A 17,182-nucleotide genomic window follows, 5' to 3' on the forward strand; every position below is an offset into this window, starting at 1 on the left:
ACAATCACATTAAAGGCCAACCGTCCAGTTGGCAGTCCAGTCATTATCCGCATCTTTAACGGCACCAATAAAATCGACACTAGAGAAGAACGTACCTAAGGTTGTGACATCAGTAGGAGCAGTGGTATCGATGGTGTAAACCCCGTTGAGTACCGCACTTTGAGTAGCTGCAATAGAAGTACCAGATTGCGTTGTAAACCAAGCTTCTTGGTCAAAATCACCTGAGTTTTTAATGTTTTCACCACAGGCCAATACAGAGCTAGCAAAGACCAGTTGAGGGTCGTTTGTGCCATCCATATTTGCTTCAAGGGTGGTATCGCCATCTGACAAGTCAGCTTCAAAACACTCGCCCATTCCAGCAGGTCCGGTTACCACGAAGTTATACAATTGCGCGTTAGTCTGGTCTCTTAATAGCACACCTTCAGAGTCAGATTCTGCGGTATCAAAGGTATTACCAATAATAGTCATATTCGCCACGGTAGGGTTTGAGAAAGCCGCACCGTCACCGCCGTCACCATCACCTTCAATACCTCGGTTTGCATCTGAATTATCCGCAGCGTGTTTAACCAAAATAAACTGCATATTACCTTTAAAACCGTTATCCCAATCAACAGAATCATCTTGAATACCCGTTAGCACAAGGTATTTAGCGTTGACAGCACCACCGAAGAACTCTACACCATCGTCAGCATTTTTGTGTATTTGTAAATATTCGACTGTTGTACCAGAACCTACAGCACCAAATGTGATGCCGTTTAATTCGTTATCAGGTGCAATTTCGAATCCGCCGTGCATAACGCGAACATAACGTAACGTACCTGAGTTGTCGGTATCGTCTGTGCCACCAAAAACAGCACCTTCTTGAACACCTTCAACTTGTAGAGAACACTGGGAACCATCTTGAGGACACTTAGTGGAGTTACCATTGCCTAATAAAACTAAGCCACCCCATTGGCCAGCTTCACCGTTATCCAGTCCATCAACCACACCGCCGGACACATGTTGCTTAGAAGTGAAGGTAATAGGTGATGCTGCCGTACCATTGGCTTCTATTTTAGAACCGCGGCTAACAACTAAATAATCATTACCTGAACTACCGTACACAACCACGCCAGGCTCAACAGTCAAGGTAGCACTGTCAGCCTTGTCGTCACCAACAAACACCGCACCAGAAAGCGCATAGTGATTACCTTCAGTAAGAGTAAGGTCTGATGTAATACGACCTGAAACTTGGCAGGTATTAGTTACGCCATCAACCATAGCTATAGTAGTAGTACCTGCAGGGCAACCAGAAACAGACGTCACAACCCCCACTTCACCACCACCAAAACCAAATGCCCAACCTTGACGCCAGTCATCAGCAGACGTTGCAACAGCCCCAACAAAAGTATTGGTATCAAAGAAACCATCAACAACAGCAGGATCACCGCCAGCAGTCAGTAGTGTGCTTTGGGATGTTAAAGTGCCGTCTATATTTAAACCAATATTTGAGCGGTCCGCATAAGCTACAAGCTGGTTACCTGACTGACTAGTGGTAAACCATGATTCAAGGTCAACCGCTCCTTCAGGCGAATTGAAAGCTTCAGCACAGGCGATAACAGAATTAGTTATTGTGATGTCGGCATCGGTAAGGTTACCTTGAACAGTATCATCGGTGTCCATTTCTAAACATTCACCCATACCAGCAGAGCCAGTGATCAACATATTCATGATATGTGCGCCAGTTTGGTCACGCAGCAATACACCTTCTGAGTCAGCGTCAGGTGTATCGAAATCATTTCCCACAATCGTAATGTTAGCAAGCTTTGGAAGTGAAAAGTCTAAACCATCACCGCCATCACCATCGCCTTCAATACCACGGTTAGCATCAGAACCATCTGCAGCATGTTCAATATATACATACTGTAACTTACCGTTATAGCCATTATCCCAATCTACAGAATCATCTTGAATAGAGGTAAGGACTAAGTGTTTAGCATTAACTGAGCCACCAAAAAATTCAACTCCATCATCGGCATTTGCGTGTATTTGAACATAATCAACCGTTGTGCCTGAACCTACACCACCAAAGGTGATACCGTTAAGCTCATTGTCTGGTGCAATTTCAAATCCAGCATATTTAATCACAACATAGTTAAGGGTTCCTGAATTGTCGGTACTGTCACTTCCACCAAACACAGCACCACTCTCAACACCTTCAACTTGCAACGAACAATCAGTACCATCTTGTGGACATTTGGTAGAAGGTGCGTTACCCAAGATAATCACACCACCCCATTGACCAGCACCCACTTCATCACCTAACACATCGTTATAAGAAGTCATGATGATTGGCTTAGCTGCAGTACCTATTGCTTCGATATCAGAACCTCGACTCACAACAAGATAATCACTACCACTGCGGCCAAAGACTATTGTTCCTGGCTCAATCACTAAATTAATTGAGTCGGCATTATCATTACCAACAAACACGGCCCCTTCAAGCGCCCACACGGTATCGTTCGTCAATGTGATATTGCCACTCGCGTCTGCATCAGTTGCAACAAGCCTGCCTGATATTGAGCGAACGTCTACGGTTTTACCAAGAGCAGTAGAAACCTGAGAAGATAAAAAAGAACTGGCTTCACCTGGGCGGTCATCGGCTACAACAGGCGTTTCACCAGTGACACCATCGCCGCTGGAATTGTTGGTCGTACTATTATCTGTGACGCTGTTATCAATAGCACCTTCACTAATATTGATATCTCCGCCACAACCGGCCAAAAGTAACGCGGCTGTAATTGCACTAGCTCTAAATATATTCATAAGTTCCATCGTGTGCTCCAAATGCGAATCATTTTATAAGAATTAAAAAACGCGAGAAGAATAACGAAGGAGCATGACAGTTTTGTTACATCAGATAGATGTCACAAAAGTTTAATATAATGAGTCAGGGTAAGTTCTAGATAAATTAAGAAAAGTGACTGAACTGCCTATTTGAATGAACTTAAACAGCTTAAGTTCATGGCTTTGGTATGATATAACTTACTGTTAATAGAACTGAATACTGAATTCACTGGGATGAGTTAATGACATCCATTTTTGGTTAAGATTAAAGATCGTTTAAAGCGCTATTTGCAAACGAGCTCGAAATTCACTGCCATCATCATCAGTGATATTATCTTTCGCGTCAGTAAAAGTTGCACCGATGCGAATAAAATTATTTAGATAATAATTGACACCAATACCGTATGAGGTCGCATCGGTAGAACCAAGTTCCTCGTCTGAGTATGCGCCATCCCCATCTTCGTAGCGAACAACCAACTCCCAAGCACCAGATGAATTACCGGGTTTCACGCGCTTAAAAATGCCGTTTTTATAGGGTCTTGTTTCACCAGTGATGATCCAACCTGCTTGCACATATAATCCTTCACGGTTTACGTTATTTTCTTCAGAAGAGATAAATTCAGACTGAATATGATAAGGACCTTTCCCATAGGCCACTTCTAGACCGGTGATCTCGACATTTGCGGCGCGGTTACTATGAGCCACCCCAAAATGAAGCACTTGATCAGCAGAATTGATCGGGGCATAAGTCACTCGGCCGGTCACAGCTGTTCCATCGTTTGCAGCATCGTCTTCAAATATCCCAAGGGCATAAGTGATATCACCACGCTGACCACTGAAGAGTATGCCTTCTTGACGTCCGGGCACATAAGCTTCAGTAACGGCAGAGCGTTCAAGGTAGCTAATACCTTTTGATGACTCTAGGTGTTCCAAACCGAAGGGTTCTTTTTGATTACCAATAGTGACAACGGCTTGTTTACCCCAGCCGTTGTATCTTATATACAAATCCTCATGGGTTCCGCCATTGCCATTACCTACATTGAATTGCACTTTGTAGGACCAATCCTTCACGTTCCCAGAGAGATACAGACGCGCTCGGCGAATATTAAAATCATCTTCATCAGCCACACCATTTAGCTCAGCATAATTGTAATCCCACTGAATATTCCCACCCAGTTTGGCTGAATAAAGACCATCAGATGTTTTAATTTCAATGGGCCCTTTAATATTGACGACTACATCATCTCCATCGGTCGTCACCACGCCGGCGAACAGAACATGAGGTAACAATAGGAGCGCACAAAACATAACCAAATTACGTATTAACATAGTTTTCCAAAATTAAGAGCTGTAGTCGATTGCCATTTTATTGGATAAGCTACAGATGACACTTTTATGACAGGGCGGAATTATTGCATTTTTATCGGTTTTTAATAAAGTTTTATTGAATTATTTTTAAAAACCAAATGCCATTCAAATTAAATGACACACCAACCGCCAACACAACAGCAACGGTCAGGTGAAATAATGCAATCAAATAGGGTCCAGAAAGGATTTTTTCGCTATGTAAACAAGAAAATTAGTGGCTTTAAGAAGCTACATGGGAATTAAAGATTTCACATGAAAAAGCCAGCTACAAGAGCTGGCTTAAACACTGTCAATCTATTTTAGAACAAGACAGTCAATTAAAGAATGTTGGTCTATGGAGCAAAAATACCTTTAATCATAAAGAAGAATATTATCGACAACCCCGCACCTGCCGGTAGTGTTATCACCCAAGAAACCACAATGTTTCTGACTACACCTAAGTTAATTGCAGCGATACCTCTAGCCATACCTACACCTAAGACAGCGCCGACTAACGTTTGCGTAGTTGAAATGGGTAATCCAGAACCAGAAGCTATGACCACTGTAGTAGCAGCGGATAGTTCAGCGGCAAAGCCGCGACTGGGTGTAAGGTGAGTAATGCCATTACCTATGGTTTTAATCACTCGATGGCCAAACAATGCCAAACCCGCAACAATACCGATGCCCCCAAGAGGTAAAATCCACCACGCTAACGAGGATGTTGCGCCAATTACGCCTCCGCTTTCTACAATACTCACTACCGCAGCCAAAGGACCGATAGCGTTGGCCACATCATTTGAACCATGAGCAAAAGCCATACAACATGCAGTCACTATCATAAGCACCGCAAATACTTTTTCAACATTAGCAAATTGTGCTTCTTTTTTAGTCGTTGGATCGATTTTTATACGTCGAATATACAGCCTTCCTGCGATACCAACGAGCACGGCTATACCGATAGCAATAAAATAACCTTGATCAGTTGGGATATTTAATCCAACGTGTTTCAGACCTTTCTTTATTGTCACCAAAGCCATAACAAAACCGGCAAGGGCCATATAAAAAGGCACATAACGTTTGGCACTTTCAAAAGGATTGTCAGTATCAAAAATGAGTTTTTGCGCAGATTGGAAAATCATATAGGCAATAAAACCGGATATAGCCGGCGTAATAACCCAACTACCTACTATTCCTCCAACTTTAGTCCATTCTACGGCATCTGGGCTGACACCTACGGCGGCAAAGCCAACTATCGCACCAATAATAGAGTGAGTAGTCGATACCGGCCATCCAAGATAAGAGGCAAACGCTAACCAAATACCTGCAGCAAAGAGCGCTGATATCATACCAAAAACTAATAATTCTGGTGTATTGATGAAAAATGCCGAGTCAATAATACCTTTACGGATAGTTGATGTGACTTCACCACCAGCCAAATAAGCGCCTGCAAACTCAAATATCATCGCAATAAAAATGGCTTGCTTAATTGTCAGTGCTTTTGAGCCAACCGATGTGCCCATAGCATTGGCTACGTCATTTGCACCAATGCCCCATGCCATTAAAAATCCAACCGCAGCGGCGACTACGATTAAAATAAAACCGTAATTGTTAATAATATCCATTGTAAATCTCTTAGTTGGCTAACATCAATTCGAGGCGAGAACCGACTCGTTCGGAAATATCGGCCAACTCGCCGACCCAATCAATAATGCTATATAAAAACATCACGTCTACGGGATTGAGATCTTTTTCAAGTGCTAGCAATCCTCTTCGCAGACTAATTTGTAATTTATCAGTATCGTCTTCGATCTCATCTAATCGTTCGATCATGTTTTCAACTACACGTACTTCGCGGCCTCTAAAACCTGTTTCTAAAAGGTCATCAAGTTCGTTAATTACTTTTTTCGCTTGATTAGTCGCATCTAAACAACGCTTCAAATATTCCAAAAAGGACTCGTGAAGCTCTGAAGGAATTGCCAATTGACGACCTAACATACGCCCTGATATATCTTTTGCCTTATTCGCAATTTTGTCTTGTTGAGTCAGTAAATCCAACACATCTTGACGTTGAATTGGCATAAAAATACCCATAGGTAAATTAATTCGCAGTTCACGTTTTATTTCATCTGCTTCTTTTTCTAACATCGAAATGGCTTTCTGATGTTCTTGTGCAGTTTTCCAATCTTGGGCATACACAGCTTTAAAGAAGGGCAATAACCCTTGACTGCATTTATGTACAACATTGATGTGATCTTCTAGGGGCTTAAGCGGTGATTTTGCAAACACCCCCAAAAAGGTATTTAATGGCATAACTTTTCTCTTCAATTTAAAACATGGTTAACGATAGACTACTTTGGGGAGTCGACACCCGAAATTTAAATATCAATTTTATAATCACATTAATTGTAACAATTAAATGTGGCATTTTAATTACAAAGAAAACTTTATATTTTCAAAGCACCCAACATAACCTGTATTTCGTTACTTTACTGTTAAATAATACCTTACATCTAATTAAGAATGTATTAGGCTACTTAATAGAGCATCAGGTTAAGAGAGCATCAGGCTTTCTATATTCTCACTTTATTACAAAAATGTGACACTTTTATGAAACCCATAATATTTACTTTAGTTGGAATCGACAAACCAGGATTGATCAGTGATTTAGCCAAAACTGTTTATGACATGGAAGGCAACTGGTTAGCCAGTAACTTTTCACACATGGCGGGACATTTTGCTGGATTTGTACAAGTCGACTTGCCCCTAGAAAAACACCAGACACTCATCGAACGTTTATCAGAACATCCAGATCTAAAAATACACTTGTTACCGGGAGTGACTGAGCCTCAAGGGGAACATCAAAGTGTGCAGATCGATATTATGGGCAACGACAAAACCGGTATTGTGCAAGAGATAACGCAGATATTAAGTCAATTTAACCTGAACATAGTCAAATTTGATTCATTCCTCGAAAGTGCACCTAATTGGGGTGGTGTTTTATTCAAAGCTAAAGCCACCATTACGGTTGCAGCTGATTTTGATCTAGAAACGTTACGAGACAGCTTAGAAAGCGTAGCAAACGATTTAGTGGTAGATATTGAAATCCAGTAAACTAAATGGCTGCTGTCATCAAATTGTCATAATTGCACTAGACGATTGATAACGTTAAATATGTTAAGAGCGAAGTATGCCTAATACCCAAAACATTTATTATCCTAAAGAACTAAGCTGGCTTTCCTTTAATCAACGAGTATTACAAGAAGCAACCGATGTAAACAACCCCATCATTGAACGTATACGATTCCTTGGTATTTATTCAAACAACATGGATGAATTTTATCGCGTTCGAGTGGCGGATGTTAAACGTAAAATATATATCCACTTAAACGAAGGAGAACTTGAAGAGGCTGAACAAACCAAATTATTGATGGAAAAAATTCAGGAAAAAGTCTTGGGTATGACCAAAGATTTTGACCGCATTCATTCCAACGTAGTAAAAGGTTTAGCCCGATACAATATATTTTTACTCGGCGAAGGAGATCTCAACGACTACCACACTCAGTGGTTAAGTAATTATTTCAAAAATAAAATTTTACGGCATATCGCTCCTGTATTACTCAACAAAAAAGTTAAGTTGGTCTCCCGATTAAATGACTTTGCTACTTACCTTTATGTCGGTGTTCACAAAGATGATAAAGCCATTGCTTATGCAACGATTGAAGTGCCGAGCCAGAACATGTCACGCTTTGTGGTGATACCACCAGAAAAAAGCCGCAAAAAGAAATACATCATTTTATTAGATGACATTATTCGCTTGAATTTGGAGAGTATTTTTAAGGGGTTTATTGAGTTTGATTCTCTTGAGGCATTCTCTTTTAAAATGACCCGGGATTCTGAATATTCTCTCAATGATGAAATAGATGAAAGTTATGTAGATAAAATGTCAGAAAGCATGAAACAAAGGTTGATTGCAGAGCCGGTTCGCGTAGTGCACGACAGCAGAATGCCTAGCGAAATGCTTAAAGATTTAAAAAAACGCTTAAAAATTTCTTCCTACGACAGCCTTATTTCCAGTGGCCCTTATCGAAACTTTAAAGATTTTATTGGATTTCCAAATGTGGGCCGTGATTATTTAGAAAACCAAGAGCTACCCGCTCTTACATCTAAAGATTTTTCTGAATACGACACCGTATTTGATGCGATTACCGCTAAAGATATCCTGCTGCATTATCCCTATCACCGTTTTTTACATGTGACTGAATTTATTCGCCAAGCTGCTTTTGATCCCAGTGTGAAACACATTCGCTTGAATATATATCGAGTAGCTAGTCAATCAAGAGTCATCAGTTCATTAATTGATGCGGTAGATAATGGCAAAAAAGTCACTGTTGTGGTTGAGCTGCGCGCTAGGTTTGATGAAGAAGCAAACATCCAATGGTCAAAGAAAATGACCGATGCCGGTGTGCAAGTGGTCTTTGGTATGCACGCGTTGAAAATTCATAGCAAATTGTGTGTCGTCACTCGCGAAGAAAAAGGGCAATTAATAAACTACGCTCATTTTGGCACCGGCAATTTCAACGAAAAAACGGCAAAGATTTACACGGACTTTAGTTTATTTACCCGTAATCAAGAACTCGCTAATGAAGCCGAAGCTGTTTTTACATTTATTCAGCAGCCCTACAGAAGACAAAAATTTCAGCATTTACAAGTGTCGCCACTCAATGCGCGAACCAAAATTCAAGCCTTAGTGCGCCAAGAAATACAAAACGCTAATGAAGGCCTGAATGCTAAAATAACATTAAAAATAAACAACTTAGATGATAAGTTACTGATTGATGATTTATACAAAGCCAGTCAAGCTGGGGTCATAATCACTGCTATTATCCGTGGTATGTGTTCATTAGTCCCTGGGGTAAAAGGATTAAGCGAGAATATTAGTGTCATCAGCGTTGTTGACCGCTTTTTAGAACACCCAAGAGTGATGGTGTTCGAAAATGCAGGAGACACAAAAATGTTTATTTCTTCTGCCGATTGGATGACCCGCAACATGGATTTTAGGATTGAAGTGGGGTGTCCTATCTATGACGAAGATTTAAAACGCAGAATAATGGATATATTGCAGATACAATTTAATGACACACTTAAAGCCCGTGTAATAGACAAACAGCAAACCAACCATTACGTCACTAGAGGCAATCGTAAAAACCTGCGCTCTCAAACTGAAATTTATCGTTATTTAAAAGCACTAGAAAAGGACAAAAATGTCGCGCGCTAATACTGTACTTGATTCAACCTTCGATAACGTAGAAATAAGAGACTCGATTAAAGTCGCTGCGTTAGACATTGGATCGAATAGTTTTCACCTAGTGGTTGCACGGATTGTGGCAGGCTCAGTTCAGATACTTCACAGGGTTAAGCAAAAAGTGCGCTTAGGAGATGGTTTAGGTACAGACGGAGCTTTATCTGAAGAAGCCATGCAGCGTGGCTTAGATACATTAGAAGTGATAGCAGAGAGCCTTCAAGGTTTTGAACCGCAATCTGTAAGAGTGGTTGCCACCCATGCGTTGCGAAAAGCGAGTAATGCAAAAGAGTTTTTAAGAGCCGCTAAAAAGGTCTTTCCTTTTCCAATTGAGATCATCTCTGGAGCAGAAGAAGCGCGGCTTATTTATCAGGGCGTCGCCCACACTAATCATCAAGAAGGCCAGCGCTTGGTAGTGGATATTGGTGGTGGTTCAACCGAATTTATTATTGGTGAGGGGTTTGAGACTAGAGTATTACGCAGTCTACAAATGGGTTGTGTGAGTTATACCAATCGTTTTTTTAAACAAGGTGAACTTAAACAAAAAGCCTTTAACCGGGCCATTACCAGTGCTCAACAAGAATTGGAGATGATCGATAAAAAATACAAACAGCTAGGCTGGAATACTTGTATTGGTACATCAGGCACTATCAAAATTATAATCGAGCTAGCAGCTCAACTTGATAGTACCAATAGAGAAAATCATGTGTGCTTGACTGACTTGCTCACATTGATGGATTTATGCTGTGCGGCTGGCAATAGCAAAGATTTACAGATTCAAGGTCTGACTGATGATCGCCGTCCAGTATTTGCAGCGGGTTTGGCTATATTAATTGCTGCGTTTAAAAGTTTGGATATTCAGGAAATGGAATATTCTCAAGATGCCCTACGTGAAGGTGTGTTATATGAAATGGAAGCTCATTTAACCCATCCTGACATCAGGCAGCGCAGCGCTGAGAGCCTAGCCACCCGTTATGACGTTGACGTAGAACAAGCGAAACGGGTGCTTGCCACTACCATGGAGCTGCATCAGCAGTGTAAAAAAGCTTGGAAAATCGACAATGAAGAACTAAAAAACATGTTGGCTTGGTCTGCCTTGTTACATGAGGTGGGTTTACAAATTAATACCCGTGGCATTCAGCGCCATTCAGGTTATATATTGCAAAATATCGAATTACCCGGATTTGGACAGGAACAACAAAACTTACTGGCTATATTAACTAGGTTTTACCGTAAAAAAATCAAAGTAGCAGAAATACCTGAATTCACCCTTTTAGCTCAAGAGCAAGTGTATAAGCTTATTGCGTTATTACGCTTGGGGGTGCTGCTCAATATCAAACGTCAAGACGATATTTTACCCAAGATTGTACTCAAAGCAGATGGAGATACATTGCACCTACAATTTCCTGATGAATGGCTTGAGCAAAAACCGGTATTTGGGGCGGATATTGAACGTGAGAGTCACTATATTCAAGAGCTAGGGATAACCTTGAGTTACAAATAAACGTTACATTTTATATGCAAATGTTACCTAAACAACATTAGCTCGAATTAGTCACAGTGCAACAGGGTTGGTTGGGGGGAAGAGGCTAACTCAAACTCGTCTCATTTCACACAACCAACTTGTAACCTACGCCATAAACAGACTGTATCCAGTTTTCATTACCAATCACTGCCATTTTCTTTCTGAGTTTTTTGATATGGCTGTCGATAGTACGATCACTGACAATACGGTGATCGGTGTAACATGAGTTCATCAACTGGTCACGGGAGAAGATCCTGTCTGGCTCAGAACTGAGCAGAGATAACATTTGAAACTCCACTGAAGTTAACGCTATGGCTTGCTGCTCTATAGCCATAACCATCCTGTCGGCATCAAGAATAAAAGGCAAAGAAATGTCAGCGGATGAACTTGCCGTTTTGGAGCGTCGTAAAAGTGCTTTGACTCTAGCCACCACTTCTTTGGGGCTAAAAGGTTTACAAATATAGTCATCAGCACCGATTTCTAAACCCAGTAACCTATCAATCTCTTCCACCTTAGCAGTGACCATAATAATAGGAACTTGGCTTGTCTGACGAATCGACTTGCAAATTTCAATTCCATTTTTACTAGGCAACATAAGATCCAGCAAAATAACATCGGTATGGTGCTCACAAAGCCAAGGCTCAACCCCTAAACCATCATGTAGGCAGCTAGTTTCATATTCAGACATAGCCAAATAATCAGCCAGTAATGAAGCGAGTTTTTTCTCATCCTCAACAATTAAAACATGTGATTTTTTAGTCATCTAAGGGGTATTCCTTTGGTAAGATAATTAAAATTCCTAAACCACCTAAATCCGATGCAAACGCACTGATTTGACCATGATGGCCCTCAATAATTTTTTTACAAATAGACAAACCTAGCCCACTGCCCCCCGTGTCTCTATTTCTAGAGTCTTCTACACGAAAAAGATATTCAAACAAATGAGGCAGGTCGTCTTTCTCGACACCTAAACCATTGTCTTCGATTCGAAGATGAAATTCCTTGGTATCCTGTGACAGCTCTACGGTTATTTTTAACGTATCCCCTTCACTGGCATATTTGATACCATTGGTAATTATATTACCCAACAATTGCCTTAACCGTTTTATGTCAGCAAATACGATTGCTTTATCAGGTAAAGCAACAAATTTCACCTCAATACCATTTTCAAGTAACAAGGTGTGATAGTGCTCAGCTTCTTCAGATAATAAGGTAATAAGATCCACATAATCTTTACGATAATGCATAGTACCTAAATCATTTCTGGTCAGTTCGTGTAAGTCATCTAACAATTGTTCGAGTTGTGCAATCTCTTCACTCAAAGACTGGATACGCTCTAACGTTAAAGGCCTTACACCATCCAGCATAGCTTCCATTTCCCCTTTAAGTATGGCAACGGGTGTGCGCAGTTCATGGGAAATATCGGCTAACCAACGTTTTCTAGCTTGTTCATTCTGCTCTAAGGTGGCAGCCAGTTCGTTAAAATCACGGGTTAATTGAGCAAATTCATCTTTTCTTTTTAAATCAATACGTTGCTGATAATCGCCAAAGGTAAGTTTACTCATTGCCGCCGTCAAAAGTTTGATTGGTTTGACAAAATGTGCGGCCAAAGGCATCGCAATTAGCATGGCGACCAGCACCAATCCCAGGGCAATCAACAAAATATATCGTTGTTGTTCTTTAACAAAATTCAATTCATAACCGGCGGTTAACTGATCACGTTTAGATACAGCTAAAAAGCCTATTATTTGTTTCTCATCAAGGATATCAATGTAACTAAAGCTTAAATCCGCAGAGTATAGGCCCGCTATCAACGTTTTATCAACGTCTAGTAAAGCATAACTAACTTCGAACGCAGGTGGACCACCTCTGCTATGTGGGGGGCCATTGGGTAGACCTTGTTCACGTATTGGATGACCGTTACTCTGAGGTTGATTTTGCCCCATATCTGGGCGCGGTCCTCTGGGTCGGCTAGGCGGTCGGTTCCCTTGTGCTGGACTAAATTCTGAATCAACTAAGCCCCTATCGATAATTTTCTTGAAACCTCTATGGTTTTTACTAATGTTTTGCCAAGACCCTTCTTTTTGATAGAGTTCGGCCAATGAAGAGGCGACACCACTGAGCGCTTTAAGCTCGCGCTCATTCACGTAATCGATCATGCCTTTGCCAATGCTCCATTGCATGACAAGCACTTGAGTAACCACTAACACCACACTAGTGAGGAAAAAAATAGTGATGAGTTTATTTTGTATACGCATACCGCGGCGAAATCTCCAACATGAAAGCTGCTATATTTCAGCCTTATCTATTCAGTATCTCAATCAGTCATCGAACATAATACTAATCAGGCCGTTTGTCTGCTGTCTACTGAATAACTCCTTATTGTTTACACAATTGGGAGATGTAATTAGCGACCAAGATATTGATCAATTAATATCGATAATTTGTCTTGTAGGTGTTCTTCAAAGTCGACAAGTTCTTTACCGAACACCCTTAGGTATTTTTCAGCTTTGTCATGATCAAGACGTTTGTTATTGGTTTTATATTCTGTTTCGAGCAATGATTTATCATAACGGGGAGTGATGACCCAGCGCACAAAATCCGAATCTAATCCGGCAACTTCTTTTTTGGCAAATTTACAAAAGCCTTCGATATGATCAATGCCATCTGGGCCTAAACATCCAGGTTCAACTCTAAATATCACAGTAAGCTTTTTAAACAGAGGGAGAGGCAAATCATGGGTCATCTTTATTAGTTCTCGTACATCGAAGGTCAAATAAAATAAATAATAAACTAATCACTCAAATCTTCCGAGCAAAAATAGTCGGGAAAATACCCGACCCTTTTCACAAAATAAAATTAGCTATTAGAGGCTTGATAAATGCTTTCGATAGACGAGTCCATAGTGGCATCAAATTCGGCATCGCTTTGTTTGGCACTGAGCCCCTCGGAAAGTGCACGTGAGAAACTTGCAATCATGCCGTTATTTTCTGTCAATCTGGTGTTGGCCTCTTCTCTTGAATAACCGCCAGATAATGCCACAACTTTTAACACTTTAGGATGATTCACCAAGTCTTGATAAAAGTTAGCGGTTTCAGGCAAGGTCAGTTTTAACATCACTTGCTGATCGGTCGCTAAATTATCCAAATGTGTAAGGATTGACGCTTTAAGCAAGGCTTCGGCAGCTGCTTTTTCAGGGCTGTGAATATCCACTTCAGGCTCAATAATTGGCATAAGGCCTGTGGCTAAAATTTGTTTAGCCACCGTAAATTGCTGCGCAATGACAGCTTCAACACCCACAGCATTTGCCAACTTAACCACAGAGCGCATCTTAGTTCCAAACACATTTTGGGCATTGGCTTTGGCCAATAAATTATCTAAGTCAGGCATCGCTTTTAAAAGCTGGGTTCCATTAACTTCAGCTTCTAAACCTTTGTCGACTTTCAGGAAAGGAACAACTTGTTTGACATTCCATAAGTAGCTAGAAGTACTTTGACCTAAAATATCTCTATCAAGGGTATCTTCAAACAAAATCGCGCCTAATACACGTTCACCGTTGAATACACTTGAAGTAATAATGCGAGTGCGCATTTCATGTACTTTGGCGAACATTTCTGCGTCACCTTGATACTCAGACTCATCTACACCATACAAACCTAAAGCTTTAGGTGTGCTGCCACCACTTTGGTCTAATGCAGCGATAAATCCATTTTGGTTAACAATTTTTGCAAGCATATCTAGTTGGGCATGTGATGCCATGAGCAACACTCCTTTTTTATTGTGTTTTAAGCCGATGTGCGCAACGGCTCGTAGGGTTTAAGGTATACATCGAGAGCTAAAGCTCTTCTCGTCACTATATTTCAGGTTTTTCGTCAATTAGCTATTTAGCCGCTCTCGCTTCTAACATCGCTACTGCAGGTAACTCTTTGCCTTCCACAAACTCAAGAAAAGCACCACCACCAGTAGAAATATAAGAAATTTTGGCACTCAAATTCCATTTATCAATCGCCGCTAATGTATCACCACCACCCGCTATTGAAAACGCATCGCTATCAGCAATAGCACGAGCCACCACTTCTGTGCCTTTAGCGAAATTATCAAATTCAAAAACACCACAAGGGCCATTCCATAGAATAGTTTTAGCACCCTTTAAAATCGCAGCCACATTTTCAGCCGTTTGTGGGCCATAATCCATAATTTCTTCATCATCTTGTACTTCACTAACATCTTTTATTACAGCAGGCTCTGACTCAGAAAAGTGTTTGCCAACACGCACATCCACTGTTTCTGGGATATCTAAGGAGTCCATTAATCGTTTGGCTTCTGGGATCAAATTTGCTTCATGTAATGACCGGCCAACGTTATAGCCACGAGCTGCAATAAAGGTGTTTGAAATCCCCCCCCCCACTATTAACTGATCAGCAATTTTCGATAAGGCATCCAATACAGTCAATTTTGTTGATACTTTTGAGCCACCCACTATAGCCACCAATGGACGTTTTGGGTTATTTAGGGCACTTGCTAATGCATCAAGTTCACCAACCAGTAATGGACCGGCACAGGCGACTGGCGCAAACACACCCACACCGTGAGTTGAAGCTTGGGCGCGATGGGCGGTGCCGAATGCGTCCATGACATAAATGTCGCACAAGGCTGCATATTGTTTGGCCAAGGTTTCATCGTCGTTCTTTTCGCCGACATTAAAACGCACGTTTTCTAACACCACTACTTCGCCCTCCTTAACGTCTACACCCTCTAAATAATTTTTAGCTAAGCGTACATTCAGATCGGTTTTTTCATTTAGATAATTAACCACGGGAAGCAATGAAAACTCGTCAGCAGGTTCACCTTCTGTTGGACGGCCAAGATGTGACATAATCATCACCTTAGCTCCTTGTTTTAAAGCAGCGGTAATAGACGGCAGTGAAGCACGAATGCGAGCGTCAGAGGTCACTACGCCATCTTTTACAGGCACGTTTAGGTCTTGACGTATTAATACTCTTTTACCGGCTAAATCAAGCTCGGTCATTTTTAATATGGACATAATTTACCTTGTAAATAATCGTTTCTAAATTCGACTTTATTTTTTTGTGTTGAACATGGCCTTGGCATTATCAATCATTCTATTAGCAAAACCCCATTCGTTGTCACACCAAACCAAGGTTTTAACGAGTTGTTTGTGACTCACTCTTGTTTGACTACCATCTACTATACAAGAATGGGGATCGTGATTAAAATCAACCGATACTAAAGGTTCCTCAGTGTAGCTTAAAATCCCCTCTAAGCGCCCTTTTGTGGCTTGTTTGAGTGCTTGATTCACTTCATGAATACACACGTGTTTTTCCAGAGTGACACTTAAGTCCATTGCCGTAACATTGATAGTAGGTACTCGCACTGCTATGGCTTCAAATTTACCCGCAAATTTAGGTAAAATTCGTTCTATTCCTATCGCTAACTTGGTATCAACAGGAATAATCGATTGACTGGCCGCTCGAGTAAGCCGCAAATCTGTATGGTATGCATCAATCACTTGTTGGTCATGCATTGACGAATGGATAGTAGTAATCGTTCCGCTTAACACGTTGAATGCGTCATCCAACACTTGGATCACAGGCACAATACAATTGGTTGTGCATGAACCGCTGGAGACAATGAAATCGTCAGCTTTCAACTGATGATCATTAATCCCATAAATCACGGTTGCATCCATATCAGGTCCACAAGGCTGTGAAAACAACACTTTTTTGGCGCCTTGATCTAAATGCGCTTTGCCAGCGGCTCTATCATTATGCACACCCGAGCATTCAAGCACCAAATCAATATCAAGTTGTTGCCAAGGAAGATCTGCAATGTTTTCATGCTGTAGTAACAGAATTTCATCTCCTGCAACAATCAGACGTTTTGCTTGTAAATCAACAGAAAAACCAAATCGTCCATGGGACGTATCGTACTTGAGCAAGTGTGCAATGCCATTTGGCTCGGCTAACTCATTAATCGCCACCACTTTTATATCAGTATTGCGGCCGCTTTCATATAAAGCTCTGACAACGTTGCGGCCTATACGGCCAAAACCATTAATTGCAATTCGTAACATAACACTCTTTAACTTGATTCAAGGTGAGCAAGCTCACCTGACACTTCTTCTAATAATAAATACCTTAGAACAAAGGCGCTAAAAAGCGCCT

At 41.0% G+C, this 17,182-nt stretch carries 13 protein-coding genes; 3 read left to right on the top strand and 10 right to left on the bottom strand.

Features of this window, described 5'->3' with window-relative positions; translation table 11 throughout:
- Nucleotides 1-9 precede the first annotated feature (9 nt).
- The 4 genes from CXF95_RS20350 to CXF95_RS20365 all read right to left on the bottom strand — a co-directional run bounded on the left by CXF95_RS20350 (nt 10) and on the right by CXF95_RS20365 (nt 6,483).
- Nucleotides 10-2,814, bottom strand: a complete 2,805-nt coding sequence (locus tag CXF95_RS20350; protein ID WP_101200404.1) for a hypothetical protein — start codon at nt 2,812-2,814, stop codon at nt 10-12.
- Nucleotides 2,815-3,102: 288 nt separating this feature from the next.
- Nucleotides 3,103-4,155: an OprO/OprP family phosphate-selective porin gene (locus CXF95_RS20355; RefSeq protein WP_101200405.1), complete on the bottom strand. Its 1,053-nt coding sequence runs from the start codon at nt 4,153-4,155 to the stop codon at nt 3,103-3,105.
- 371 nt (nt 4,156-4,526) lie between these two features.
- A complete protein-coding gene (locus tag CXF95_RS20360) occupies nt 4,527-5,795 on the bottom strand; it encodes an inorganic phosphate transporter (RefSeq protein ID WP_101200406.1) in 1,269 nt (422 codons plus the stop codon).
- Between the two features lie 10 nt (nt 5,796-5,805).
- The gene (locus tag CXF95_RS20365; RefSeq protein ID WP_101200407.1) at nt 5,806-6,483 is read right to left on the bottom strand and encodes a TIGR00153 family protein; all 678 of its coding nucleotides are present in this window, start codon (nt 6,481-6,483) and stop codon (nt 5,806-5,808) included.
- A 297-nt stretch (nt 6,484-6,780) separates the two neighbouring features.
- Here CXF95_RS20365 and CXF95_RS20370 point away from each other — a divergent pair, with 297 nt between their 5' ends.
- The 3 genes from CXF95_RS20370 (at nt 6,781) to ppx (ending at nt 10,976) form a co-directional block, all read left to right on the top strand.
- Nucleotides 6,781-7,284: a glycine cleavage system protein R gene (locus tag CXF95_RS20370; RefSeq protein ID WP_101200408.1), complete on the top strand. Its 504-nt coding sequence runs from the start codon at nt 6,781-6,783 to the stop codon at nt 7,282-7,284.
- Nucleotides 7,285-7,360: 76 nt separating this feature from the next.
- Nucleotides 7,361-9,448, top strand: a complete 2,088-nt coding sequence (gene ppk1 / locus CXF95_RS20375; protein WP_101200409.1) for a polyphosphate kinase 1 — start codon at nt 7,361-7,363, stop codon at nt 9,446-9,448.
- Nucleotides 9,435-10,976: an exopolyphosphatase gene (gene ppx / locus CXF95_RS20380; protein ID WP_101200410.1), complete on the top strand. Its 1,542-nt coding sequence runs from the start codon at nt 9,435-9,437 to the stop codon at nt 10,974-10,976. The genes ppk1 and ppx overlap by 14 nt, the downstream gene beginning before the upstream one ends.
- 106 nt (nt 10,977-11,082) lie before the next feature.
- On the opposite strand, the gene CXF95_RS20385 is transcribed toward ppx, so the two are convergent.
- The 6 genes from CXF95_RS20385 to epd all read right to left on the bottom strand — a co-directional run bounded on the left by CXF95_RS20385 (nt 11,083) and on the right by epd (nt 17,091).
- Nucleotides 11,083-11,760, bottom strand: coding sequence for a response regulator (locus CXF95_RS20385; protein ID WP_101200411.1), 678 nt, complete (start codon nt 11,758-11,760; stop codon nt 11,083-11,085).
- Nucleotides 11,753-13,255: an ATP-binding protein gene (locus CXF95_RS20390; protein WP_101200412.1), complete on the bottom strand. Its 1,503-nt coding sequence runs from the start codon at nt 13,253-13,255 to the stop codon at nt 11,753-11,755. Before CXF95_RS20390 ends, CXF95_RS20385 begins: the two co-directional genes overlap by 8 nt.
- 149 nt (nt 13,256-13,404) lie before the next feature.
- Nucleotides 13,405-13,743 (bottom strand): hypothetical protein, encoded by a 339-nt coding sequence (locus CXF95_RS20395; protein WP_101200413.1) that lies wholly within the window; start codon nt 13,741-13,743, stop codon nt 13,405-13,407.
- Between the two features lie 113 nt (nt 13,744-13,856).
- A complete protein-coding gene (locus CXF95_RS20400) occupies nt 13,857-14,756 on the bottom strand; it encodes a fructose bisphosphate aldolase (protein ID WP_101200414.1) in 900 nt (299 codons plus the stop codon).
- A 121-nt stretch (nt 14,757-14,877) separates the two neighbouring features.
- Nucleotides 14,878-16,041 carry a phosphoglycerate kinase gene (locus CXF95_RS20405; protein ID WP_101200415.1) on the bottom strand — a complete coding sequence of 388 codons (1,164 nt, stop codon included), beginning with the start codon at nt 16,039-16,041 and terminating at the stop codon, nt 14,878-14,880.
- A 36-nt stretch (nt 16,042-16,077) separates the two neighbouring features.
- Nucleotides 16,078-17,091 (bottom strand): erythrose-4-phosphate dehydrogenase, encoded by a 1,014-nt coding sequence (gene epd / locus CXF95_RS20410; protein ID WP_101200416.1) that lies wholly within the window; start codon nt 17,089-17,091, stop codon nt 16,078-16,080.
- Between the last annotated feature and the right edge of the window lie 91 nt (nt 17,092-17,182).

It is taken from the genome of Paraglaciecola sp. MB-3u-78, assembly GCF_002835935.1.
Lineage (GTDB): Bacteria > Pseudomonadota > Gammaproteobacteria > Enterobacterales > Alteromonadaceae > Paraglaciecola.